A 25,754-nucleotide genomic window follows, 5' to 3' on the forward strand; every position below is an offset into this window, starting at 1 on the left:
ATCGGTTTTGAGCTTGAGATGTGTCAACTTAAAGCAAAAAACTTTAGAATTTATTTGATTTTTTTAGGAGGGATTGTACCTTTGACTCATTCAAAGACTTCGTAGCTCAGTTGGTAGAGCAACAGACTCTTAATCTGTGGGTCCTGAGTTCGAGCCTCAGCGGGGTCACGTAAATAATCAGGGTGTTGTATAAAATGACATCCTGATTTTTTTGTTAATAACGAACATTTGACGAACGATCAAGATGTGTTCAAAATAAGCCAGTCAAAAATAATAGGTTATTTTTCTTTATTTTTAAGTGTAGCAAATCCGAGCAAAATAATGGAAGAACTATTTAATACCTTCAGCTGTAAGAGTTGGATCATATTAAAGGAAGAACACGCACATAAGCTAGTGCAAATGCTGTCTTTGCAAAAACGTAAAGAGGATCTCAGCTGGGAACAGTTATTGGAAGGTCAGGATAAAACTCCAAATACTTTAATTTTCACTTCCGCAGCCAAAGGATATGTTATCGTGGAAGGAGATATGCTGGAACAAAAGGGGGCAAGCATTGCTGAATTACTTTCTGCAGATGATTTTGTGTTTAATATGACAATTGATATCTGGGTACCCTATATGTTTATCGAGATATTTGATCAGGGAAAATTGATTAGACGCCTTGAATATAATCTGGATGTAGAAGCCGACAGTGTGGTCGCAACAGAATCAGGAGATAAATCAAGTTGGGAAAAGGAGATTAATTATACGCCGGAATCTACCGTAGGATACGACGACTTTTTCTATCCCTTATACTTTATCAACTCCCTAGGCATAGGAATGGCTGAGCTTAAGCATCTATATAATTCTAAATGCACTAGTTATGATTGTGCCAGCAATCTTTAATTACTTTTTTATCTAAATCATTATCAAGCTAATTTACAAAACGTCATAAATTCTGCAGGAACTTTATTATAAGGAAAATCATTTATTATTTTAGACAAAACCTATTTCTCTGCGGCAGTATTTCCTTCCATATCTCTTTCTTGATATGGTTTGTTCTTAAATGAGGAGTTATAATCTCCTAAATCATTGGAGGAACCTTTATTCTTCGCTTTATAATATTCAAAGCTTTCTCCTATATCAATACCGTCGTTTAGTATAAAATCCTTTAATAGTCTGTCAATTCGTACGCTAATTTTGAAAGGAGTTAAAGCAGTCCCTTCTTGTTTCTCAAAGTGCATTTTTGCCAACTCACGATCAACAGAAGCCTTCAATGCGTCAAACCGCCCAAAGTCATTTATGTTGGTTTCAGTAATATACTTATGCATAAAAGCCTGCAGTAATTTTGCGTCTACACCAATTGCTTTTACAAGTTGGTTAACCTGATAATTTTTAGCTGCTGATGCATATTCCGTTATATAATCAATAAACGCTTTATTCTGCTGAAGCTGAACATTTCCACTTAGCAAATCATTCAAGAAGATATTGGCATATTTCTGCTCTTCTTGGTTAAGAGTAGTAAACGACTTATGGAGTTCATCCAATATAGCTTCCCTTTCCTCTGCTGTGATATCTTTTTGTTCTATAGATTTTAGATACTTCACGAATCTAGAATTCATGTATTCTGAATCTATTTTACCGGTGTCTATTTCTACTAGGTAAGGATCAATTTCGAAAGGTATATCTGTACCCCCTCCAGGTATACCGTCACCTTCACTAAACATTTCCTTATATCGTTTTAGAAGAGTATTGTAATCGTGCTCATTAAATAACATATCGATTACTCGGTTTTTGCTTCCGTGCCCGTCTTTAAAGATATAGCTTGATTTAGTCCAGAGGAAGCCTTGAATTTTTGCAGATTCTAAATACTGATTCAACTCCTTGAACAATTTGGAGAACTGCCCACGCTCAGCTTGGTTCTCTGGTAGTCTTTCAAAGTTTTCTATTCCAGCATTTCTAAATAGTAACTCAATTTGCGTAAAGGCGAAGTTCATTCTTTCAAGATTTTCAGCTAAATGCTCTACGAATAAACCGTATGGTCGATCTCCAGAATACAACTTTACTGCACGGTTTATATGTTCTTCCATTGTATTGGGAAAGCGGTAATATCTTATTACCCCAAAAGGTTTTTCAGGACCAAACAAACGATTAGTACGGGAAAATGCTTGAATAATATTTTCGTAGACAATTACCTTATCAAGATACAAGGTGTTAATCCATTTACTATCAAACCCAGTGAGCATTTGGTCAACCACAATCAGTAGATCAATTTGCTGATCAGGAGATTGTTGGATTCGATCATATGGTTTTTTATGTGCTAAACGATTTGATAAATCCTTTTTAAACCTTGCATGAGAGGCCAAATTGAAATCTTGTTTGTAGCGACTGTTGTAATCTGTTAATATTTCAACCAGGCCATCTTCCTTGAATACAAAACCGTCATTATTATCAACATGTGGATCAAATAATGCTGTCACTTTCAATTTCGGAAATTCTTGTTTTAATAATCGATAATACTCAATTGCTTCGCTGATGCTGCTTGTGGCTAAAATAGCATGAAACTTGAAGTTGTGACTTAGACGGATCCAGTTGTCTTTAATATCCTCAACAACAGTCCTTTGGTGTTCTATTCGTTCGTATTGTGCTTTGTTAAGGTAGTCTTCTATCCCCTTTACGAATTTACCTGATTTATTGTAATGTCCAGCCATTTTGACTTGGCTTGAATCCATAAAGTGGTAGTATACTTTTCGTTTTACATCATCACTCATGACTTCTTCTAAATTTTGAGCTTTCGCCTGTTGTAATGCAACAGCCTGACGAACATCTTTATCTTTGTATGTTAAAATCTTGTATGGATCAAAACCTAACACATTCTTATCTCCAATACCATCTGCTAAACTATATCGATGTAATTCGTTACCAAAAATAGTTGAAGTATCCGTATTTTTTCTGTTGTTCTCATTTTGAATTGGCGTGCCTGTAAAACCAAATAACATTGCCTTTGGAAAAGCTGCACGAATAGCTGGTAGCATAGTTTCACCAAATACTGTACGATGCGCTTCATCTATAATAATAACCATACGCTTGTTGCGCATTATTTCTAAATCATGTGCGTTCATACCATCTGCTTCAATGTTACTCATTTTTTGGATAGAAGTAACAATAAGTGTGTCGGCTGGATCTGAACTTTTGAGTTTGCTGATTAATACATATGTGTCTTCCGTAGCTTGAACTGACTGGCTTTCATCCGCAAAACCACGATATTCACGCAGTGATTGTGTACCTAATTCTATTCTATCCATCAAGAACACCACCTTATCTGCATCTTTACTTGTTGCAATAAGCTGTGCCGATTTGAAGGAGGTCATTGTTTTTCCAGAACCCGTCGTATGCCAAATGTAACCCCCACGGATATTGGGGCGCTTCCAATCTGTTTGCGCGACACGACTAGAAATAGCATTGGCTGCATAATACTGATAACTACGCATAACTTTCAAAACACCATCAGAATTGTCTGCTACGGTATAAAAACCGATAAGCTGATGCGCCATAGGTATTGAGATCAAAGTAGAAGCAATCTCACGCCAGTCATTTATTGGAATATTATTAAAATCCGCCCAATGAAAGTAGTAATCTTTATTGAAACGCACTTCCGGTCCTGGATTCGCAAAGTACACTGTTTCTTCTGGCGTCAAAGCGACAAAAATCTGCACCAATGCAAATAGACCAGAAAATAGACCTTCAAAGGCATATTTCTCTATTTGGTTTGTTGCCTGAGAAATATGAATTCCAGAGCGTTTCAATTCTAGGTGGATGAGAGGCATACCGTTGATGAGCAGTATTAAATCACCACGTCTGTCGTTTAAAATCTTTGATTTGCTCTTATAGCGAGGTTGAGTTACTATCTGATAACGGCTTTGTCCTGCAGCAATTTCTTGACGATCATAGATTTTCAAACTCACCTCTTTACCTAGATGTTCCTTGTCCTTCGGGTTATCACGGACAATTGATACCGTTTTACCATTGATAAAACCATTCAAACGTAGGGGAGTACGTAAAACTTGAATTTGCTCTATGATTTGTTGCATCTCGCTATTTGTCAACGGAACATCGTTTAGTCGATCAATTCCGCTGTTGTTTTCAAAGAGAATCTGTGCCCAATTAGCCAACAAATCCTCTTCCGTAGGTCGGTGAATGATCTGATCTTCCCAACCTTTTGTTGTTAGTAATTGAACAAGTGCCTTTTCAAATTCCGCTTCGCTAGTAAAAGTAGTCATATGGTTTGGTCTGGGTTTTATACAAACATCTTACTCAATAGGGCCTGCTTTATATTCTTAAATTTGTCGATTAAAACAGTTGATTTCGCAATTAGCTTGTCTAACTTCTCGAAATATTCTCCGATTTTCTGTTGTTCATCATTACTCTTCGGAAATTTCAGCGTAGTTTTTTTCAATGATGTCTTGCTAATTGATAAAACTTTAGTCCCCTGCATCAAACAAAGTAACTGATCGTGGTATGATTTGGAATTAATATAGTACCCTAAAAAACACTTGCTAAACGGAATTAACGGTCTAGCAACAATTGTGTGTAGGCCAGATACTACGTAATCATCTCCAAGATCCACAATTTCTATCGCTTTACCTACGGCATTATCTTCTGCTGCATCTGCAAATATCACATCGCCTTCACATAAGAGTTGACTCTTAAAATCACTTTTATTTACCCCACTAACAAATGGAATCTTAGTATCCTTAACCGAAAGAATCGAACTATATCTCACCAATATGTCTCCATAATGTATATTCTTTACAGTTCCTTCGTTATCATTAAGCATTGCTCTGGAATATGAATTTGTCGGCAAATTGAAATCCATATGTAAATCCATCAAATCTTCCTCCCAATCACCAGAAAACCCTCTAAAACGAATCTCAGGCACTTTAGCTTCAGGTTTTGGAAACATCTTATCCAACATCGCCTTCTTCAGCTGCACAAGTTTTTCATGCTTCTGCTCTAGTAGAGCTATCTTCTCATCCAAGCTTTTGAAGAAGTTACCGATTTGGGTCTGTTCTTTGTAATCTGATGAAATCGTTATTTCGATGTCCATCATAATGTTCGAATTTAACTTTGCACGGCCTCCGCCTACTAAAAATTTTTCAAAATTTACTTGTTTAAGCGCATTTGCTAAGAATCTATTATTTGTATTAATCCCTTGAATGACATGTGCATGATTATTTACCCAAATTTTGCCTTCTACATATTGAATTGGATAGTTTTTAAGATCGTTGGCACCGTCTTCAGCTAATAGAACGAATTCACCCTCATGAGTAAAGCCATTGACGAAACTCTGAATACCATTCGCACCATAGTACGGAATCTCACCTATTTCCCTTTCGGAGGCTTTAACAGGTATCCTTAAATTGTCAAATCTATTGGCAATCTCACTGAGACATTTTCGCTCCCAAGTACAATTAGCATTTTTAAATCGTAATTCAGGATTTCTAATTTCCATAATTTACTCCGCTCTTAACAATTGTTGAAGGGCTTGAATACCTTGCATGTCGTAATCTGAACCTGTTAATTCATTCATCAAATCGGACAAGGACTTCTCCGTTTGCTTTATACTCGTAGCCACATCCTTTAACGTTGTGCTATATTTTGATGCCAAATGTTCCACTTTTTGTATTAACTGTTGCAATACTTGAGTTGGTAGATCCTGTATACCAACCACTAAAGGACGAATCCATTTCTGCTTTAACAAGGATACAACTTGCTCGTCGGATAAACTCTCAATTGTATTTTTCGTTAGTGTGTGTAAATCATCTGTAGCTTTCTTCAATTCCTTTTTAAGAACCTTGTCATCTGCCAACAACTTGTTTGCTTTTAAAACCTGCGCCTCATCGCTATCCTCCGCATAAATTATACCTCTTTTGATTTCAGCGTTGACTTCTTTCAGATACTTAACCAATTCAGCAGATACAAATGCATCTTTAGCTTCATTGACTATGCTACTTTCTTTGGCTTCTTCAGATATACCTTCTAGTATTACTTCCAGTTCAGACCCTATACTAGCTATACGATTTTGCTTGTCAGTAAGCGCAGCCAATTCGTCCTGTAGTAATACCTGCTGTACAAGTTCGAACGGGAAAACATGACCTTTCCAACCATCCTGTACTTCAGTATCCTTTGACTTGATCTTCTTCACCACGATATTCGCATCTACCTGTTTAGCTGCTGCTAATCCTTCTGTCTGTAACATCTCAATGTCGCCAGAGATTTCTTCCCATTTATCTTCCAATAATTGATAAGCCTGATAGCGATCTACCAACGGCAAGTGCTCCATACGTTTGAAAATCTCTATACTCAAAGACGCTATCTCTCGTACCAATTTCACTTGCTGCACATTATCTATGAGTCGCTTTTTTAGAAACATATCAAAATCACGGAAGCTTTCCTGGAATTTTCGGATGAAAGCCTGTACATCGGTATTTGCCTTCACGGTCCCTTTCACATCCGATGATTTCAAGGAAGCAATCTCAGAAGATACTTGCTCGAATAATTCATTTTGAAGCGTAGGTAATTCTTTCCAGAACTCCTCCAAAGTGTTTATCTCTGTAGTAGGTATGCCACCAAACATTGTAGCGTAAATATCCCATTGTTCTGCAGGTTCTGATGAATCCACATAGCGTGGAATGTTTAAGTTATACTCATTATCGCGAATTTCTTCTCGAGATACGACCTTAGCAAATTGCGGTACATTTTGACGATTAATTACGGTATCGGTAATACGTTTTATATCTGAAGCACGAAGCTTATTATTTTTAGCATCTTTAACAAATCCTTTCGAAGCATCAATCACCAATATATCAGATGCTGTACGCTTTTGCTTCAAGATCAATATGACTGTAGGAATACCTGTACCGAAGAAGATATTCGCAGGTAATCCAATAATAGCATCGATGTGGTTTTGCTCAATCAAGTTTTTACGGATAGTACCTTCTTCACCACCGCGGAATAATACACCGTGAGGTAATACGATAGCCATGATACCATCTGGTTTTAAATGGTACAGATCGTGCAACAAGAACGCAAAATCAGCCTTAGACTTTGGTGCTAGCCCAAATCGTGCATAACGTGCATCTGCATCCTTATCGGTAGGATCCCATTTTTGGGAGTATGGGGGATTGGATACTACCGCGTCTACATATAATGGACTGTAGGAATTTATTGGATCACTTTCTTCAAAATAAGGCCAATCTTCCTCAAGCGTATCACCATTACGTGTTACTATATTATTTGGTTTGAGACCACGCATTATTAAGTTCATACGTGTCAAGTTGTATGTATTCTGCTTCAACTCCTGGGCGAAGTATTTGATATTATCTTTGCCGTCTATATGACGAGTTAAACTTTTGCCAATGTTGATTAATAGGGATCCTGAGCCCGATGTAGGATCATAAATTTCTATCGTTTCTTTGTCACGTAAATGATTTGCTATTATATCAGACATCAACAATGAAACTTCGTGTGGAGTATAGAACTCACCAGCTTTCTTTCCTGCGTTGGATGCAAACTTCTCGATTAGGTATTCGTAGATAAATCCCAGCACATCGTAATCCTGCTTGCCATCCATCGGGATGTCTTTGATTAATTGAAGTAGCTCCCTAATCGCCTTTGTTTGCGCAGCAGCGGAATCACCTAATTTACTCAAACCAGTTTGTAATGTATCGAAGATACCGTCAAACAAGCGTTTGTGGGCAGGACTTATTAAACGACTGAAAGCCGATAAAGCATCCCGTACATCAGCTACCGAAAAATCATAACCTTCTTTAATCCATGTAGAAAACAGATTGTTATAGCTGATGAAGTAACCGATATTGCTACGGATATGCTCCATTGCCTCGGTATCTTCTTCTGACAGATTCTTAATATCCTCATCAGTATCGCCTTCCTTCTTCACAAACTTGATTTCAGATTCACACAAATACTTGTAGAATATGAAACCCAATATGTAATCCTTGTATTCGTTAGCCTCTATCTTAGATCTCATTTGATTTGCTGATTCCCAAATCTTAGCGGCTAATTGTTGTTTGTTCATGTTCTGTTAATTCTATCTGGCTCCGTTTCGAAGTATGTAATTAGATTTTTAGCACTAAATATATCCAAAATTCTGGATTTTAAACATATGAGCCTTAACTCTCGGAATTAACGTTCAAGAAATCACCCAATTAGAATGGAAATAAGGAGGTGCGTTTATAATATGATTACCCTCTTTCTTCTTGTCAATATCTTCACGGCGTATCATAAAACAAAAGTCTTCCTAATAATCCCATTAAACATTGTTAGAAAATTTACTGATTTAACTCCCGATTCCTAATATTCACTCTTCATCTTTTGTCTATAATCTGATTGACTTTCCTTAGGGTTTAACAGGGGTTTCCTAGGGGTTTCCTTAGGGTTGGATTCGAGACTCCTTCGGATCTCCTTCGGAACTTGTTCGGATCTCCTTCGGATCTCGTTCGGTTAGAAGCGAACGAGCTCCGAAAGAGATCCGTGTAAGATCCTTAGAAAATCCAATAGAGTATCGAAGCAATATCAAGCTTAACTACTAGCAATCCTAAGCCAAACCCAAAGGAAATACAATCCAAATTAGTTAAGGTCTTAGGTAAATCACTTCATATTAAATCCTACAATTCCCAGGTTCTTTATACAGGATTTACAAAAGGGACATGCAAGTCATTCAGATAAAAGGCCGCAGTTATCATTACCCATTCTATCAACCAACCCTCACCACTTCATCCACTTGCTCTAACAACTCCAGCTGATGTGTCACAAGCAGAACTGTAACTGCTGGGAACTCTCGCTTTAAATTATCTAAAATCAATCTTGCGCTACTTCTATCGATCCCTGCTGTAGGTTCATCGAGGATTATCAACTCAGGAGATTGAATAAAGCTTTGTGCTAACAACAGCTTCTTTCTTTGTCCCCCACTTAAGGTGACTCCTTTTTCACCTATCCAAGTCTGAAGTTTTTCCGGTAATTGAGTGTACCATTCTTTAAGATCTACCAAGTCAAGGATATGTTCGATTTCAGCTTCTGAGTACTGAAGGAAATTTTCCTGAATAGTTCCTGTCAGAAGATTGGCATTTTGGCTCATGTAAATACATTGAGGAATGGGTAGCTTCTGTATGGGGGAGCCATTCCACGTCATGCTTCCAGAGGCTTGGTATTCGGGATAGAACAGGCTGTTTAATAAGGTCGACTTTCCAACCCCAGTTGGTCCAACTAAAGCATGCCATTTACCTTTTTGAAGCTTGAAATTTAATGTTGGAAAAGGATGCGGTTCATTCGGTATTTTAGCTGACCAATTAGTTAATTCCAAACTATTCAATTCTGGAAGACTTGTAGAGATATCTATAGCTTTTGGAGTCTCTAGCAGCTTATCGATCTGTTGTACGTTGGCCTTTAATTCCTTGTTAATTGCCTTTTGGAAGAACAATAGTTCAGCAAGCTCAGTAAGTGCCAGAATTCCCAAGAAGATACCGGTACTGACTTGAACAGATTCACCGGCAGAACTAAAAAGAAACAACAGATTGATAGCCAACAACGTGAATAATAGACCTGATACTTGCTGTAAGGCAATAGCCTGCTTACGGATCTTGTTATTCAGCTTGTGCAATTCTTTACTCTGGCTTTGTTGCTGATCTATCGCGAATGCTGTCAATTGAAGTTTCTTGATTTCAATGGAAGCTTCTAAGGTCTCCAGAAGCTGTTTTTTCTGTTCTCTTTTAATCTCCTGCGCCTTTTGGTGAAGCGTTTTGTTTTTCCTTAGCAATATCGTTGGGACAAGGAAAAAAGCAATTGCCCAATATGCAACGTAAATAAGGGCAAAGCTGATGGCATAGTCCCATAATATGACACCTGCAAGAACAGAGCTAACCAGAAAAGCGATAAAAGGGAAGAACCAAAGCAATAGAAAATTGGATAAGGCCTGTATTCCTTTAAGGCTTGTATGGGCAATTTCAGAATGGTCATGAACTTGCTTTTCATAGTAGGGTAGAGCGCCTAGATTCTTGAAAATGTGTAGCTGCAAGTATTGCTCTAGGCCAAGCATCGTCTTATGGTTTCTTGTTTTATCAAAGTATTTAGTTGCCGTTCTGACAATGGCAATAAAGCGAATGATAGAGGAAGGGAATAAATAAGAGAAGGTGCTATTGCCCGTAGCAAAAACTATGGAACAAACGACTAAAAACCAACCAGCAACTGTAGGAAGAGCAATAAAGGAAATGCTCCAGATAATGGCGAGTATTAGGCCAATGATCCAAGATGTACGGTTCTTGTGCAGGAAATATTGTAGGATATGTCTAATCATGAAAAATGGATTTGACTACCTAACGATAGTTCCAATTGGAAATCTGCTAATTCTTTTACGGATGTTTGATGCGTAGCGAGAATGACTAATTTAGTTTTGGAGAGTTCCTTTAATTTATGAAAAAGCACCTCTTCGGATTGCGCATCCAGATTTGCAGTTGGTTCGTCTAATAGTAAAACTGGTTTTTGCTCAGCTAATAATCTGGCAAATCCTAACAGCTGTTTTTGACCGGCTGAAAGCTGTATCGCATTATTTGTTAGTTTAACATCCAGGTCCCATTGGTTGCTTGTTAGCACCTGTTGAAAGCCAGAGAAATTTAAGAGTTCAGTCCATTCTTTCGCTGATAAATCTTGATTTAATGCGATGTTTTTTCGGATAGTATCTGTGAACACAAAAGTGTGCTGGTTAAAATAGCCCGTATTCTTTAATAACCATTCTTCAGTTTCCTCCTCTGAATAATTATCCAATGTAATTGTCCCAGAACTTGGATTCAAATATCCTGTCAGCAGTTTTAACAAAGTTGATTTGCCCGATCCGGATATACCTTTTAACCAGACCAAGCCTTTATTTGGCAAGTCGAAATTTAGGTCTTGCAACACCATCTGGCCTTGCCTTTGATATTGGAAAGATAGATTCTGGACATAGATATTGGAGAACATGCTGTTTTCTATTAGTTCTTTGGAGGATGTAACAGTAGGAAATGATTGTTCCTTAATAATTTCATAAGCTTGCTCAGCAACTGCTATCGCTTTATTGCGATCATGATAGGCACTAACAAATTTCCTGAGGTAAACATAATAAAAGGGTGTTAACATCAAAAGGAACATGGCATTTCCAAAATGATAGCCAGCACCTCTTTCGTGAAAGGGTAAATAATCCAGTAAACTTAATCCTAAATAGAGCGCAACGATGGCAATACTGAAGGTAATAAAGAACTCCATCAAAGTAGAAGATAGCATAGCCACATGCATAACTTTCATATTTGCCTCATTTACCTCAGTGCTTTTTTCCTGAATGAATTCTTCTTGTTGTTTTAGCTTTCCTAAATTCTGAATACTGGTTATGGATTGAATTCTATTGTAGAAAACGGAAGAATATCGTAAGAATAGCTGAATATTTTTCTGATGAATGGACTCTGCGCCATAACCCACGGCAATCATCTGAAGGGGAATCAACAGTAAGGAGAGCAGCAATATTCCCCCAACAATGGGATCAATATAAAAGAAAACCAAGATGAGAGCCCCACTTACCAGAACAGAGGCAATACCAGTTGGGATAAAGTTGCTAAAGTAAGGTTTAGTGTCTTCCAACAAATCGCTATAAATATGAACAGCCTCACTTGGTTTCACCTGTTGGTTGTTCAAGCTGGCCTGCAAGAAATCTGCTTGCATGGAGAGCATAGATTTCTCTCCTGCCAGTTCATTATAAAGCTGGCTGAAATAATTGAAAATATAGCGGAGAATTACGGCGACCACAGCAAGGTATAGGTAATACGCTTCTATTGTCTTATTCAACCAAAGGTGTAAGAATTGAGAAATCGAAAAAGCGAAGGCAACAAAACATATAGATCCCAAAAGGGTAAATATTGCCCCTAAAATCCAATACTTTTTTATGCTAGCAATATATGAATGCAACCACTCTTTTGATTCTTTAAGCATCAATATCGTTTCTTTTCTTAAGAAGGTTTGGTAAGAGACTTCCTGCAAGAATTCCGAATACAGCTCCTGATATTAATGCAGTAGCCATTCCTAGTACACCTAAGAAGGCGAAGAATAGGAGGGAGCCAATGACCAGGAATATTAAATTCAACACAATACGGGATAATATTTTCATAATGTTTAGTGTTTATTGACGTATTTCTGTTTTCCTTTAAATACGCGATAAGCAAATAAATTATACCAAAGTACCATAGGCATACATAAACCTACTCCAATCACCAAAAAGCGAATACTGCTTGGACTAGGGGATGCTGTATTTTCTATTAACACCTCCGGACTAATATAAGGGAACATAAATAATCCTAGACCTATAACTAATAATAAATCTATCATTAATGCAGCATAAAAGGTGGCTACATGTTGTTGTACTTTCTTAAAGCTGTAATAAGAATACATGAATATCAAGACCATGTAAATCAATACCGCAACTGCAATAAGAGCAATGGCACGCTCCTTACTAAAGCTGATTAATATGGCATCTTTTTGCAGCAACATCCATAAGCTGATGGAGAAGATGATAAGGAATGAAACAATCAACCATCTGCTGAATAGAACAGCCTTTTTCTTCACGCGTCCTACCGACTTCATGTATTGCCAGTTCATTCCATTAATCCCATACATCAAAACCAATAATAGTACAATACAAGTGTTCATGATGACATGATTAACTACTGCAGGGTTCAAGAAACTACAGATAATATTGGCGAAGATTAGGCCTTGAGGGAGTACAATCATCCAGCTGGACAGAAAAAACAGATAGCGCCAATATTGGGCAAATTGTCTTTTAGTTCCTTGAAACTCCATGCTGACAGCTCTAAGGAAAAAGCCGAACAGCATGATGTAGAGATAAATATAATGATCGGGCAATACGGTAGAATAAACACCAGGGAATGCGCCCCAGAGCATAGTCCCGATTAAGATAATCCAGCTTTCATTTCCATCCCAACTCGATTGTACGATGGAAACCAAAACACGTTGATCCTGAATATTTCCTTGAAAGGGTAGCATAATTCCCAATCCTACGTCATAACCATCCAACATCAAATAGAATGTCAATGCAAATCCGATCAATGCTAATGCTATATAAATTTCAATTGTCATATCGCTTTTTCTTATTGGATTATTTTAAACCTACTCTAACCTGTTTTTGGAAATACCGTAAATACATAATGATGGCAAATGCATAAATCAGAATGATCATAGATAGGGTTATTGCAACCTGTTTTTCTGTAAGCATGCTATAGGCTTCGTCTGTCCGTAAAAGGCCATAGACCACAAATGGTTGACGACCGATTTCTGCTGTTAACCAACCACAGACAATAGCAACAAAGCCAATAGGAGACATATATACCGCAAACTTCTGTAGAAATTTACTGGTAAAAAAGGTCCCTCGGACTCGTGCAAATAAACCTGCAAATACAAATATGTATATTAGAATAGCAATGAAAAACATGATACGAAACGTGTAAAAGATCGTATTGACAGGAGGTTGATTTTCAATTGGAACATTATTCAATCCTGGGATTGGTTTGTTAGGATCCTTATTAATCAATAGCCCTCCAAGCTTAGGAATTCCGAATTGCCAGTTGTTTTTCTGTTCCTTTTGGTTGGCATCAATGGCAATCAGCCAATCGGCACTTTCATCGTTGAAATGGCCTTCTAGAGCTAATAATTTCCCGGTCTGTCCACCCTCAAGTCCAATTAATAATGCCGTCTCATCCCCAACATAAAGTTGAAAGGGAATGAGGATTGTCAAGAAAACCATAGCCTGATTGAATACCCGGCGATGTATATATACATCTCTTTTTTTCAAAAGATAATAAGCAGATACCCCATTAACCACCAAGGTGCTGGTCAAGGCTACACCCAATACAATATGAAGTAATCGAATGACAAAAGATTTATTAAAGATGATGGCCATCCAATCTTTGGGAAGGAATTGACCATTGACAAACTCATAGCCTTCTGGTGTCTGCATCCAGGAGTTGGCACTCATAATCCAAGTCATGGACATCAGAGTCCCCAGGGCAACCATACAAGTAGCTAAAAACATGACCTTTTTACTTACTCGCTTGCCTGCATAAAGCATGATGCCAATAAATCCTGCCTCCAAGAAAAAGGCAGTTATGACCTCCATACTGATGATGACACCTAATATTGGGCCTACAGCATGTGCATATCGAGACCAATTGAGCCCAAACTCAAAGGTCATAACTGTACCACTAACAATACCTAAACCAAAGCCTACAGCAAAGATCTTCTTCCAAAAATTGTATAGCTTTATATAGGCCTCGTTCTCTGTTTTCAAGTACCGGTAATACCAATAGACCAACCAAAAGGATAATCCAATGGAGATGGATGGGAATAGAATGTGAATTGCTGCTGTAAAACCAAATTGCCAACGGGACAACAACTCAACGGCTAATAATTCCATGTGATGTATTTCGTTTATTTTAACCTTTTGTATTCATTTGCATTATACTACTGATACTGATAGCCTCCGTAATGTTTTACAGGACTCCATGCTGGGATAACCTCAAGCTTCTTTGTTGTTAAACCTGGAAACTGCTCATCGGCATATACAATCTTCCCATCAACGATGGTCAGGTTTGATTTTAATTCCTTGATTTTACTTTCATCGATACTGAAATAATCCTCATCTAGAATGGCTAAATCCGCATAATATCCTTTTTTAAGAAGTCCCTTCTCATTTCCTTGTTTTATAAGCTCATAGCCTCCTTTAGTCAACAACTGTAAGGCTTGTGCTCTAGATAATCTATGATCGGGACTTAATATTTCTGTATCACCTACTGTCTTGCCTGATACTAGCCAATGCAAGGCTATCCAAGGATTATAAGAAGATACACGAGTAGCATCTGTTCCTAATCCAAGTGGAATCCCCATCTGTAAGATCTTATGAATTGGAGGGGCTTCATTCGCAGCTTTCTTGCCATAACGACGGATGAAGTTTTCTCCTTGAAAGGACATCCTGTTCTGAATGGCAATACCACCACCCAATGCTTTGATACGCTTAAGATTTGCTTCACTAACCGTTTCAGCATGGTCAATAAACCAAACTAAATCATTTAAAGGGTTCTCTTCGTTTACAGCTTCTATGACATCCAACATACGGCCGATGGTTTGATCATAGGTAGCATGCAGTCTAAATGGCCATCTATTATTCACCAATAATCGAATGACTGGAAGCAATTGTGTTTCCATGGAATCCGGCAATTCTGGTCTTGGGAAAATAAAGTTTTCAAAGTCTCCGGCATCTGAAACAATATTCTCTCCAGCACCTGCCACATAATAATCCCTTGGAATGGCTGTAGCTTTAGGATGAATACCCACATCAACCATACCGACCCATTTCGTATAATCGTTTAGTTCTTGCCCTTTCTTTTGCGCAAATAAGTAATGCGGAAGTCTTAAGGTAATTTTTCCTTGATCATTTAATTCGTCAGTAATGCTGTAATCATCTGGATAATTTTGAAAACCACCTCCTGCATCCATTACCGAGGTAATCCCTAATCGGTTTAACTCGGTCATATATTGTAAAGTGGAGTTAATTTTTTCTTCTTTACTAAGCTCTGGAAGCTTGCCTAAAGTAGAATACAGGATAAATGCATTAGGTTCTGCAAATAGCATCCCTGTAGGCTTTCCATCTTTATCTTTTTCTATTAAACCACCGATTGGGTTCTCCGTATTTTCATCAAGCTTGAGGGCTTTAATACCTGCCTTATTGAGATAAGCTTTTCCATATAGGTACAACACAAAGGTCGGTACATCACCAGTTGCCGCATTGATTTCTTCTAATGTGGGATCTCTTTGTTCCTTGAATTGAAAAGGAGACCAACCGCCAACCACTCTCACCCATTGGTCTTTTGGAGTTCGTTGAGCCTGTTCTTTTAATAATTGTAATGCTCTATCCAAGCTTTTAACACCATCCCATCGCAATTCACTGTTGTAAAAACGACCGGCACGAATCACATGGGCATGAGAATCAAATAGTCCAGGAATAACAGTCTTGCCTTTGGCATCGATGACTTTGCTATTCTTTCCTTGGTTTTTCTTGATCTCCTGGTTGGAACCCACAGCGATGATTTTATTGCCCTTTATAGCAATAGCCTCAGCAACTGTATAGTCGTTTTCCATGCTATGAACTTTCGCATTATGAATAACCAAATCGGCTTTTTCCTGAGCATATAAATTCGAACTAAGGCTACTAACTGTTAGCAGACTCGTGAGTAATAGTAAATGTCGGATGCTTTTTTTCATATGTGATTTCGTTTTGAATAGATTTGATTATTTGATAGCTATATGTGTTGTTTTTATTCGCTTGTACTCTTAACAGTCATTATTCTCTTGTACATTAATTTATTCGGCTGAACTTTATGATTTGTGTGCATGAAACGTATGAGGTCTGCTGCTAATGAGGCAAGACTTAACTCGACGTTTTATTGCTCATAAGTTATTTTTTAAACAAAATGATTAAGCAAAATTGCTTGCTTAAAATTATTAGCGTGAAATCTATTGCGTTAAACAAAATGTTGAACTTGAAATCAAGTGATTTTCAATGATCGTTTGTTTTTCTTGCTGAAAATAAGGAAATATCTAATTATTTCTCGTGTTTAAACACCTATTTATTATTATTAATATTTTTTCAAATAATTATCTTGCTTCAATGGGTTTAAATGCAGATTTTCATTTGCGTAATTTTTTTGAATCATTTTGGGGAAATAATGAAATGTTACAAAACAATAGTTTTCGCCATTTGGATTGGCTTTACAAAATATGGAAAAAACAAAAGGATCTCTATATGGATGAGATCCTTTTGTTATTGTCAAGTTTTTTATTTTAAAAAATCTTTTTCTTGCCAAGAAGGGTTAGGATATTTATAAAAACCCTCACCAGATTGTTGGCCTAATTTTCCTTTATTGATTAAATCGGATTTCATTTTTTTGGCAATAAATGTGGTTAAATCACCTGGAATATTTTGCACAACATTGTAATTGGTGTTCATGCCATTTAGATCTAAAATTGCCATTGGTCCAAAGGAGGCACCAGTTGCAATCATCCATGTTTTATCAATTGTTTCAGGATCAGCCACGTCATTTGCCCAAAGAGCAAGTCCAGCGATTAATAGAGGTATTAATAGGCTGTCTAACACATATCCTGACTTTTCTTTTTTGAGCTCAATTGGCAGCATATTTATGGTCTTCGCAAATTCAACAATTTCTGCATAGATCAAAGGATTTGTTTTATTTGATGCCATTATTTCCACAGTATTCCGAATCATTATATGATTAGCAAAATGAAAATTGATAAAGCGCGTAGGATCAGCTACAAATTTATTTAATTGGCTAGGCAAAAAGGTAGATGAATTGCTGGCGAAAATGGTATGATCGGGTGCATATTCTGAAGCCTTTTGCCAAAAGTCTTTTTTAATTTCTAAGCTTTCTGGAACAGCCTCAATTATTAGATCTGTATTAGCGATGGCATTCTTTAAATCAGTTGTATAAGAAAGCTTGTTCCTGGTATTTTTAACTTGTTCTTCTGAAGCTTTCAAATTCGTTTTATACTCCTCCGCCAAAGTGTTAAATCTAGATTTTGCCTTATCTAAAGATTCTTCGCTTACATCATAAACTGTTGTTTTATATCCTGAATAGGCTGCTTGAACAGCTATTTGATAACCTAGTACACCACTACCTGCTACAACCACATTTTTGATTTTTCTTTTAGAAGGATCTGCTTTAGGTACACTCAGAAAATTCTTTTGTTGCCAAGCAGGGTTTGGATAGTGATAAAATCCTTCTCCAGTTGATACGCCAAGCTTGTTCTGGTCAATAAATTCTTTTTTTAATCTATCTAGTATGGGCTTGTCCTCCTTTTTCCCATTTTCTACTTGTATTTTATAAATATTGTACGGGGTAGTTAACCCAACAATATCGTATAATGCCATAGGTCCATAAGGAGAGCCTGTCCCTAACATCCAGGTTTTATCAATTGTATTAGGGCTCGCATAATCACCAATCCACAATTGCATGGCAGCATTCAAGAATGGGTTGAGCAATGAATTCAGCACATATCCTGGAATTTCTTTTTTAAGTACAATTGGAACCATTCCAATATGCTTTGCAAAGTCAATAATCTTTTCTTTTACTAAAGCATCCGTGCCTGGATGTGACATTATCTCTGCAGTATTTCTTAACCATATCTGATTCCCAAAATGAAGATTAAGGAATTTTTCTGGCCGACCCGTAGATAATGCAAATTGACTCGGCAATAAAGTGGAGGAATTACTGACAAAAATGGTTTTTTCGGCGGCCAGCTTAGAAATTTTTTTATAAAACTCGGTCTTTATTTTAATGTCCTCTGGGATTGCTTCAATTAATAAATCTGCATTTTTTATTGCTTCTTTTAAATCAGAGGTATAATGAAGGTTCTTTTCTACTTTAGAGATTTGATCTTTACTTGCATTTAAATCTTTTTTGTAGTTTTCAGCTAGGCTGTTAAACTTTTCTTTGGCATTGTTTAACACCTCATCATTAATGTCGTAAATAGTTACTTCAAATCCATGATAAGCAGTTTGAAATGCAATTTGATACCCCAATACGCCACTTCCAGCAATTGTTACTTTTTTTATCTCATTCATATTAAAATGGTATTAAAGTTTGTAAAATTCTGGATTGAATGCTTCTTTTAAATTGTGCGGCTCCTTTCTTTTTCTGTGATTTAAGTCATGTCGGGTACTTGAAGAGGTTACATATGCCGATTGTCGAGTTCGTTGGAGATTCCCAATAGGCGAATTCTCTTCAAGGGTTCGAAATGGTGTGAATGATAAATTTTCCATTACCTCGAAATTGCCATCATGTGGTACTTCTTGTTTGGGAATTTTAATTTTTGCAACAGTTCGGAATGGTGATAATTCCTGTGGCCATTCTTCTGTGAGATCGTTAATTGGCATCTTCTTTAAATCATTACATAATTGAATTTGTAATTCGAAAGTTAGATCTTGTTTCGAGATTTCTTTAATAATACCTTTTCTATAAGGCCAGTCCTCACTTTCTATATCGATTTGTTTATCAACAATCGCGTTTTTAGTAAGATCAGTTGGAACAATACGAACCTTAGCAATATATTCCCCATGTCGTACAGCTCCCATACTATAAAACTCATAGAGAAAACTATTAATGGAAGGAATTTTTTCAAATGTCTTTAATGCTCCCAATTCTTTTAATGCTTCGAAATTTGGAAAAGCTTTTTTATTCTCAGTTACCCATAAAGCGGCAAACTCTAATTTTCCAAGAGCACCCTTTTCAAAAAAATCCGTAAGCTTTAAGAATAATTTTGATATAAAAACATAATGTTCCGCACTGTTACAAAAGAAAACCGGATTATTTATGAGATTAAAATCAACATTTGTAGAACTTTCTTCAGCAGGAGCTAATTTGGGCCCTTGAATACCAAATATTTTTAAAGCGAATCCTTGAGCATTTCCGCTAAGTTTATCTGGTAAAACACGAGATGATCCATTGGAAAATCGAACTACAGCTTCATAGTTTCCTGGATTTGCATAAATGCCTTGGGAAAGCTCTTCAGGTAAATTATTTAAGATTTCAACTTCTGCTTTCAACACGGCATATCCATTGGCATGTGCATCCCGAGTATGATGTTTTATGTTGCTTAATTCCGGTGTATTTCGAATATAATCGACAATATCCTTATTGATCTTTGCTATGTATTCATCAAAATTTTCAGGAATTTCTTCGAGTTCATAGCTATATTTTATATAATTACTCATAATTTTTCGAATTAAAATTTATAATTCACAGATCCATTTTAAGGCAGAAATACTTGGAATAAAGCAGTATTCTCCACCTTTTACTATATTAAATGTAGAAAGACCATGATATCTTTTTACCAATGGATCAGCAGGCATGGTGAATAAACCTTCTTTGTCTTGCACCCCTATTAAAGGATCTTTTTCTTGACCTAAATTCTGCGAGTTTCCATCATTGGCCCATTGTTTCAATAAAAACTCTAAGGTTCCCATAGCATTTGCGCTTATACCCATGAAATATTGTCCTCGCTCTTTACCATCATCTTTTGTGACATTTAATGGAACTATATCACCGAAGGTTACACTACGTCGAATTATACGATGTAGACGTTCGTCTTCTAAAACAAATGTTTTTGAATCTCTTGGGTTCATTCTACGGATATGAGAACTGAAAGGACATTTTTTTCCGTATTCATCACCTTTAAATGAGAAGTCATTGTTTTTTTCGGGATTATCCCCCAATTCTTTATCATCCTTTTCAGGAGTTAATACCAATGGGGCTCCGCTTTTCCACCTTCCAACCATTTTTGCGCCCAACAATTCGGCCTCTTCTATTGAGCTGCTGTTTTCTAATAGGTATTTATTAAAATCAGCAACTTGACTTTGATACTTTCTGAATATCATAAAGGATCCATTTTTACCCAATATTTCGGGTTGAGGATAGGGCTTAATTATATCGCCTTCACCAGGATATCCTAAAATAAATTCACCAGCCTTTATTGGCCTGTCAAAGCCCTCTGGAACTTCTATTCCACTACCCTCAACCTCTGGGTTGCTAATACCATCACGATATCCAAAAACATTTTTCACCTCCTCAGTTGCTCCAAAGTCATGACTGATCAATAAGCTTAGTCCGGCTCCTTTTTGGAGTTGTGACTTGAACTCTTCCAATTTACTTTTCCAATCTTCCTCATTATTGGAAATAACAGCTGCAGCAATATGGATATTTTGATTTTTAAAATCTTTCTCCCAGTGCTTAGGATCATTGACTCCGATATCATTCATAAAGAGCGCCCTTTTAGCCATACCTTCTTTAAAGGAATCAGGAAATGAATCTAAAGAATCTTGAGGAACACCAATTTGTTCTAGACCGTTATATGTGAAGGTCAAGAAAACAGAGGCACCATCATTCTTATGCCAATCTTTTGCAGAGTTAATTAATGGAATTAAGTCTTTTAAAGTTTTTTTAGCTTCATCAGCATCTTTTATTTGCAATAAGGCAACTGTTCCAAAGTACGGAATGGGACGGCTTCGTAAAACTAATGCTTGAATTTCATCTAATTCAATACTTACTTTATTGGGGTTGAAAAGTCTCTTTAAAAATTCTAGTGCCATATTCTTCTATTTATCTCAATAATTATTTTTCAATTTGATTAGCTTCATCTATCGCTTTATTCAAACCGGTAATGATTTTGTCATTCCTTCGAATATCATTTACAGTTAAATGTGGAACTCCAACATACCAACCTGTAGCTGTAACTTGATGATCTAATATGAATTGTTTTACACTTGGATCTTTAATACCTGGCCAACCTTCTACGTTTCCAAAGATGATGTCCATTAATTGAGGAATTTTAGTTGCAAAATCGTCTATGTATGCATCCCAATCACCATCATACGCTGTACAAAATAGAATCTTGCTGTCATTGTCTAATAAAACTATTCGAAGATCATGTAACGTTCCTACTTTTGTTGCACCTTTAAGGTTTCCATTGGCAATTTCCATTATCTTCTTCAGATTCTCTGCCCCGCCTGGTTTTAGATTAGCAATCGCAGTTAACTCTGAAACACGTCCTGACCGAAGTCCCTTTTTCCCCGCAGAGGTGGTAGAATGATCATAGCCATCATCAATTCCTTCTGAGAAATTAGCTTTAATAAGCTCTGCTGTTAATTTGATGTTTTCGAATACGCTCATGATTGTTTGTTTTAAATGATTGTTTGTTTTTTGGAATAATTATGCAAAAACTTATCGTTGATAAGCCTTTGCTTCTATTTTGGATTATAGAACAAGAATTTATTAAATAGTAATAGTGTGTTGACTGGAGATGACAAATGGAATGTCTCTACCTTCTAATAAAGAACATCAGATGTAGAAAATTGTTTTCAGGTAATCGTGTGAAGATTAGATGATGGGGAAATAAAAAGAAGCGCTATTTATAAATAAAAGAGTTGATTTTACCTCCTTTTAATTTCTTTCCCTTTGATATCAAAGTCGATGAACAGGTTTTTTCTATCGGCATTAATGGAAGAATACCAATGACTATCTTCAAACCCTGCAACACTCATGTGGTTAAAATAAATGTGTTCTGACGCCTTGCCGCCTTCCATACCTTTCGCCTCATTTATCATATAATCATGAATTTTCTTGGCCACTGAAAACTTAAGCTCATCCAATGGGAATAGAAAGCTTTTTAAATCAATATTTCCTGTAATCTTTACTGGGTTTGGACCCTGCCATTTGCCATTAAAGTATACATAGTTGTCAATGTTTTCGGGTTTATTAGGATCTTGAAGCTGAACAGTTATTCGCCCTCCTTGGAAATCATAAAAGTACAATGATTGATATAGCATCAATTTTTTACCTGGAAACTTTGCTTGCAGTTGCTTTTGTATTGCATCTAACTTTTCCTCAGATTCATAGATGCTTGTGGTTGGTTGATTGTCGGTCCTTGTGCTATAGCTAAAGGTACTTGTTGATGATTCCGTATAACTGCTCGAACTGCTAACCTTATCCTCGTCTTTTGGTTTTTCAACAGTCGAGTTGGGTTTAGGATTCAATGTTTCTTCATAGCTCTGCTTAATCTGCTGGCAAGAAGATAGAAAATAGAATAGAATGAGTAAATAGGTAAATCGACTGTTAATTACCATAAAGTTCAATTTTAGTAAGATCTTGTTGGTCGTAAATGATATTTACTTCTTTTCCTGCAACTAAGTTTTGCATGCTTGACATGTTGGAAAATTTCTTTAATTCGGCTTGTACTGTTTTTCCTTTGTGCTCAAAGGCCACAGTAACTTGTACAATACTAGGCTGAGCTATATCAAAATTTATAGTTTGTCTAGGCACTATTTTCGCTACTGCTGTTTTGCCATATAACAATAACTTTTCAGATAGTTGTTTGGGTCTAGTCGCTAAACTTATGAACTGAAGCAGCAAGAATAGAAGCCATGCTAAAATGGCCACCAGGATGAATGGATGGAAAAAGCTGAGATACCGCCATCCTTGGCCTTGACTCTCTATTACATGCCCAACTATAAGAAGAGCGCTTGGGGCTATTATTAATAAAAAAAGTGTAAGAGTAGCATTCCTGATATATTTATAATCCCAATTTGTCCTTGCTTCCTCAAGGGTAATCAAAGGATTTTCTACATCTTCATCAACCATTAGGGCAATTGCTTTGCCTACCTTATAGCGTTTTTCCTCAGGTTTGGTATCTAGGAATTGAAAATTCTTCTGTACAGTTGAACCAACCAGGTTATTGAATTCTACGTCTATGCTCAGCATTTCAGTATTTTTGATTTCTTGTATGATGCTGCAGCTTTTTATTTCCCCCCGCAGTCTTTTGCCTCGCTGGGTAACTTGTGAGAGATGTCTTTTGTGTCGTAATAAGTTTAGCAGTGATTTCTTGGCAAAAGTCAAAAGGAGACTAATCCATAGAAAAAGACCTAAAAATAAATAGATGAATGCTGCGGTTGCTGAGGTTTCATAGCCGTATTTCCACCCTTCTTGGTAGTAGTGGATAAATACAAATAACCCAAATATTAGAATAAAAAGTACAGCAAAAGTATAGGATACTGAATTAAAAATAGCTTTAGAAAAAGAGTTGGAGTTTTGCATGCTATTTTTCTTTCTAATTTAAGAAAATTTTCCTAAACAATAAGATTGAACTTTTTGTGACACTTAATCTAAAACAGATTTAATCTAATCATTTGCATATTTAATTAATCAGTTTTAAAAGAGATATGCATTAAGGAAAAGACGTCTTGCTTATTAAGGTAATACGCTAATTTTGTTTAGTTTTGCGTTTTTACGGATAACCAGAATCCCTTTGATGCACAACTATTTCATATTATCAGATGAAGAGCTTTTTGACCTGATTAAGAATGAGGATGAGTTGGCATTTTCTGAACTTTACAATCGTTATAAGCGTCCAATGATTGGTTTAGCGCTAAAGAAATTAGATGATGAAGAGGTCGTTGAAGATATTGTACACGATTTATTCGTCAAGTTCTGGATTAATAGGGCGACTATTCAAATCACGAATTTTAAGTCTTATATCTATCGAGCCCTTCGTAACAAGGTGTTGGATTATATTGCTCACTTGGTTCATGAGCGGAAATACTTGGACTCTCTTATCGACTTTGAAAAAGATTATACTCAAGGGTCTGATTTCGCTATACGTGAAGAACAGTTTCTTCAGGAATTGGATAAGTTGATGATTCATTATTCCCCACAGGATAACCTTATCCTCAAAATGCGTATGCAAGGCTATAGCAATACCGAAATTGCTGAGCATTTAGGTCTATCAGAAAAGACCGTACGCAACAAATACAGTCTAATAACCAAAGCTTTAAGTGGAAAGCTTAAAATTCTTACAGTTTTTTATTTTTTCTAAGGGACAATTGAAATTTAGAATCGTCTTAGTTCTGAATGTAACCAAAATGTAATCCTTGGATTAACAAACCATTAATCAATGAACATTGACAAGAATCGTTTGGATCGTTATCTAAAGGGAGAATCATCTCCCGAAGAGCAGCAACTAATTGAAGCATGGTATGCACAATTGGGGGCGGATACTCCATTGGATGAAAAAAAGGTAGATCGTATCAGCATGCGCCTAGATCAACGTATGCAAAAAGAAGGAGTACTTACTGATATTCCTGTTAAGAAACTATCAACAAGAAAGTCTTTACGTTTTTGGTATGCATCAGCTGCGGCAGCTGCTCTATTGGTATTTGGAATTTATTTCTTCAGCCAGAAACATGAGAGTAATACTCAAAAAGATCTGCTTGCAGATATAAAGGCTCCCCAAGGCACCAATGCCGTGATCGTTTTGGGAGATCAGCGTGAAGTGGAGCTTGATAAATTAAAGAACGGTGATACTATACATGCTGATGGATATCAGGTTTATAGAAATGATAATGGTGAAATAACGTATAAAGTATCCAATGCTGAAGGTCAGGTTGTTTACAATACGGTTCGAACAAAAGCCGGAGGGATGACCTCTGTTCAATTGGCAGATGGTTCTAAAGTATGGGTCAACTCCAATTCTGAATTAAAATATCCGATATCCTTTGCCAATAATCAAAGGGAAGTAGCTTTGGATGGAGAAGCTTACTTTGAAATCGAAAAAGATGCTACTAAACCTTTCTATGTCAAAGCTAAGGAGCATACTATAAAGGTATTAGGAACAAAGTTCAATGTTCAAAATTATACTGGAGATTATAAATCCACATTATTAGAAGGAAAAATAGCACTAACAAATAAAGCAACAGCGCTAGGGGAAGAAGTGGACTTGGTATTTCCAGTCCAATTGCGACCAAACCAGAGTTACGATGGAAATAGAATAATCTTTGAGGAAGATGCCACTAGGGCGATCGACTGGAAAGAAGGATATTTTGATTTTTCCAACACAACTCTGGAATTGGCTGCAGTTAAGCTGAGCAATTGGTATGCTGTTAAAATTAAAGTTGACGGAGCATTAAAGAATAGACGTATCTATGCTCAAATTGACCGTCAGCGAAGTTTAAAGGATGTTTTAGAAACAATCAATACCGTAATTCCAATCAAATACGAATGGAATAATAATGAAGTTTTAATCACTAACCTTAAATAATAACCATTATA

General features: G+C 36.7%; 18 protein-coding genes and 1 tRNA gene. 4 read left to right on the top strand and 15 right to left on the bottom strand.

Annotated features, from left to right (window positions below; translation table 11 throughout):
• Nucleotides 1–95: 95 nt before the first annotated feature.
• Both ACP6L2_RS13855 and ACP6L2_RS13860 read left to right on the top strand, forming a co-directional pair.
• Nucleotides 96–168, top strand: a tRNA-Lys gene (locus tag ACP6L2_RS13855).
• 153 nt (nucleotides 169–321) lie between these two features.
• Nucleotides 322–882, top strand: a complete 561-nt coding sequence (locus ACP6L2_RS13860; protein WP_440509931.1) for a hypothetical protein — start codon at nucleotides 322–324, stop codon at nucleotides 880–882.
• A gap of 101 nt (nucleotides 883–983) precedes the next feature.
• Here ACP6L2_RS13860 and ACP6L2_RS13865 read toward each other — a convergent pair whose 3' ends face one another.
• The 15 genes from ACP6L2_RS13865 to ACP6L2_RS13935 all read right to left on the bottom strand — a co-directional run bounded on the left by ACP6L2_RS13865 (nucleotide 984) and on the right by ACP6L2_RS13935 (nucleotide 23,744).
• Nucleotides 984–4,256: a type I restriction endonuclease subunit R gene (locus ACP6L2_RS13865; protein ID WP_440509932.1), complete on the bottom strand. Its 3,273-nt coding sequence runs from the start codon at nucleotides 4,254–4,256 to the stop codon at nucleotides 984–986.
• A gap of 17 nt (nucleotides 4,257–4,273) precedes the next feature.
• Nucleotides 4,274–5,488 (bottom strand): restriction endonuclease subunit S, encoded by a 1,215-nt coding sequence (locus ACP6L2_RS13870; RefSeq protein ID WP_440509933.1) that lies wholly within the window; start codon nucleotides 5,486–5,488, stop codon nucleotides 4,274–4,276.
• A 3-nt stretch (nucleotides 5,489–5,491) separates the two neighbouring features.
• Nucleotides 5,492–8,074 carry a type I restriction-modification system subunit M gene (locus ACP6L2_RS13875; protein WP_440509934.1) on the bottom strand — a complete coding sequence of 861 codons (2,583 nt, stop codon included), beginning with the start codon at nucleotides 8,072–8,074 and terminating at the stop codon, nucleotides 5,492–5,494.
• Between the two features lie 678 nt (nucleotides 8,075–8,752).
• Nucleotides 8,753–10,348, bottom strand: coding sequence for an ATP-binding cassette domain-containing protein (locus tag ACP6L2_RS13880; RefSeq protein ID WP_440509935.1), 1,596 nt, complete (start codon nucleotides 10,346–10,348; stop codon nucleotides 8,753–8,755).
• Nucleotides 10,345–12,006, bottom strand: coding sequence for an ATP-binding cassette domain-containing protein (locus ACP6L2_RS13885; protein ID WP_440509936.1), 1,662 nt, complete (start codon nucleotides 12,004–12,006; stop codon nucleotides 10,345–10,347). Before ACP6L2_RS13885 ends, ACP6L2_RS13880 begins: the two co-directional genes overlap by 4 nt.
• Nucleotides 11,999–12,181 (bottom strand): hypothetical protein, encoded by a 183-nt coding sequence (locus tag ACP6L2_RS13890; protein ID WP_344675199.1) that lies wholly within the window; start codon nucleotides 12,179–12,181, stop codon nucleotides 11,999–12,001. The genes ACP6L2_RS13885 and ACP6L2_RS13890 overlap by 8 nt, the downstream gene beginning before the upstream one ends.
• Nucleotides 12,182–12,186: 5 nt before the next feature.
• A complete protein-coding gene (locus ACP6L2_RS13895; protein ID WP_440509937.1) occupies nucleotides 12,187–13,167 on the bottom strand; it encodes a cytochrome d ubiquinol oxidase subunit II in 981 nt (326 codons plus the stop codon).
• Nucleotides 13,168–13,186: 19 nt separating this feature from the next.
• Nucleotides 13,187–14,500 (bottom strand): cytochrome ubiquinol oxidase subunit I, encoded by a 1,314-nt coding sequence (locus tag ACP6L2_RS13900; protein WP_440509938.1) that lies wholly within the window; start codon nucleotides 14,498–14,500, stop codon nucleotides 13,187–13,189.
• A gap of 47 nt (nucleotides 14,501–14,547) precedes the next feature.
• Nucleotides 14,548–16,344 (bottom strand): amidohydrolase, encoded by a 1,797-nt coding sequence (locus ACP6L2_RS13905; RefSeq protein WP_440509939.1) that lies wholly within the window; start codon nucleotides 16,342–16,344, stop codon nucleotides 14,548–14,550.
• A 574-nt stretch (nucleotides 16,345–16,918) separates the two neighbouring features.
• Complete coding sequence (locus tag ACP6L2_RS13910) at nucleotides 16,919–18,721, bottom strand: 3-hydroxyacyl-CoA dehydrogenase (RefSeq protein WP_440509940.1); 1,803 nt, start codon at nucleotides 18,719–18,721, stop codon at nucleotides 16,919–16,921.
• Between the two features lie 12 nt (nucleotides 18,722–18,733).
• Nucleotides 18,734–19,870 carry a catalase family protein gene (locus tag ACP6L2_RS13915; protein ID WP_440509941.1) on the bottom strand — a complete coding sequence of 379 codons (1,137 nt, stop codon included), beginning with the start codon at nucleotides 19,868–19,870 and terminating at the stop codon, nucleotides 18,734–18,736.
• An 18-nt stretch (nucleotides 19,871–19,888) separates the two neighbouring features.
• Entirely contained in the window at nucleotides 19,889–21,244 is a 1,356-nt protein-coding gene (locus ACP6L2_RS13920; RefSeq protein ID WP_440509942.1) for a Dyp-type peroxidase, read from the bottom strand.
• Nucleotides 21,245–21,266: 22 nt separating this feature from the next.
• Nucleotides 21,267–21,824, bottom strand: coding sequence for a hypothetical protein (locus tag ACP6L2_RS13925; RefSeq protein ID WP_440509943.1), 558 nt, complete (start codon nucleotides 21,822–21,824; stop codon nucleotides 21,267–21,269).
• Nucleotides 21,825–22,084: 260 nt separating this feature from the next.
• Nucleotides 22,085–22,777 (bottom strand): hypothetical protein, encoded by a 693-nt coding sequence (locus tag ACP6L2_RS13930; protein ID WP_440509944.1) that lies wholly within the window; start codon nucleotides 22,775–22,777, stop codon nucleotides 22,085–22,087.
• Nucleotides 22,767–23,744, bottom strand: coding sequence for a hypothetical protein (locus ACP6L2_RS13935; RefSeq protein WP_440509945.1), 978 nt, complete (start codon nucleotides 23,742–23,744; stop codon nucleotides 22,767–22,769). Before ACP6L2_RS13935 ends, ACP6L2_RS13930 begins: the two co-directional genes overlap by 11 nt.
• A gap of 214 nt (nucleotides 23,745–23,958) precedes the next feature.
• On the opposite strand from ACP6L2_RS13935, the gene ACP6L2_RS13940 reads away from it, so the two are divergent.
• Both ACP6L2_RS13940 and ACP6L2_RS13945 read left to right on the top strand, forming a co-directional pair.
• Complete coding sequence (locus ACP6L2_RS13940) at nucleotides 23,959–24,522, top strand: RNA polymerase sigma factor (protein ID WP_440509990.1); 564 nt, start codon at nucleotides 23,959–23,961, stop codon at nucleotides 24,520–24,522.
• 78 nt (nucleotides 24,523–24,600) lie between these two features.
• On the top strand, nucleotides 24,601–25,743 hold the full coding sequence (locus ACP6L2_RS13945) for a FecR family protein (protein ID WP_440509946.1): 1,143 nt from the start codon (nucleotides 24,601–24,603) through the stop codon (nucleotides 25,741–25,743).
• Nucleotides 25,744–25,754 lie beyond the last annotated feature (11 nt).

This window comes from Sphingobacterium lactis, assembly GCF_051951495.1.
Lineage (GTDB): Bacteria > Bacteroidota > Bacteroidia > Sphingobacteriales > Sphingobacteriaceae > Sphingobacterium > Sphingobacterium lactis_A.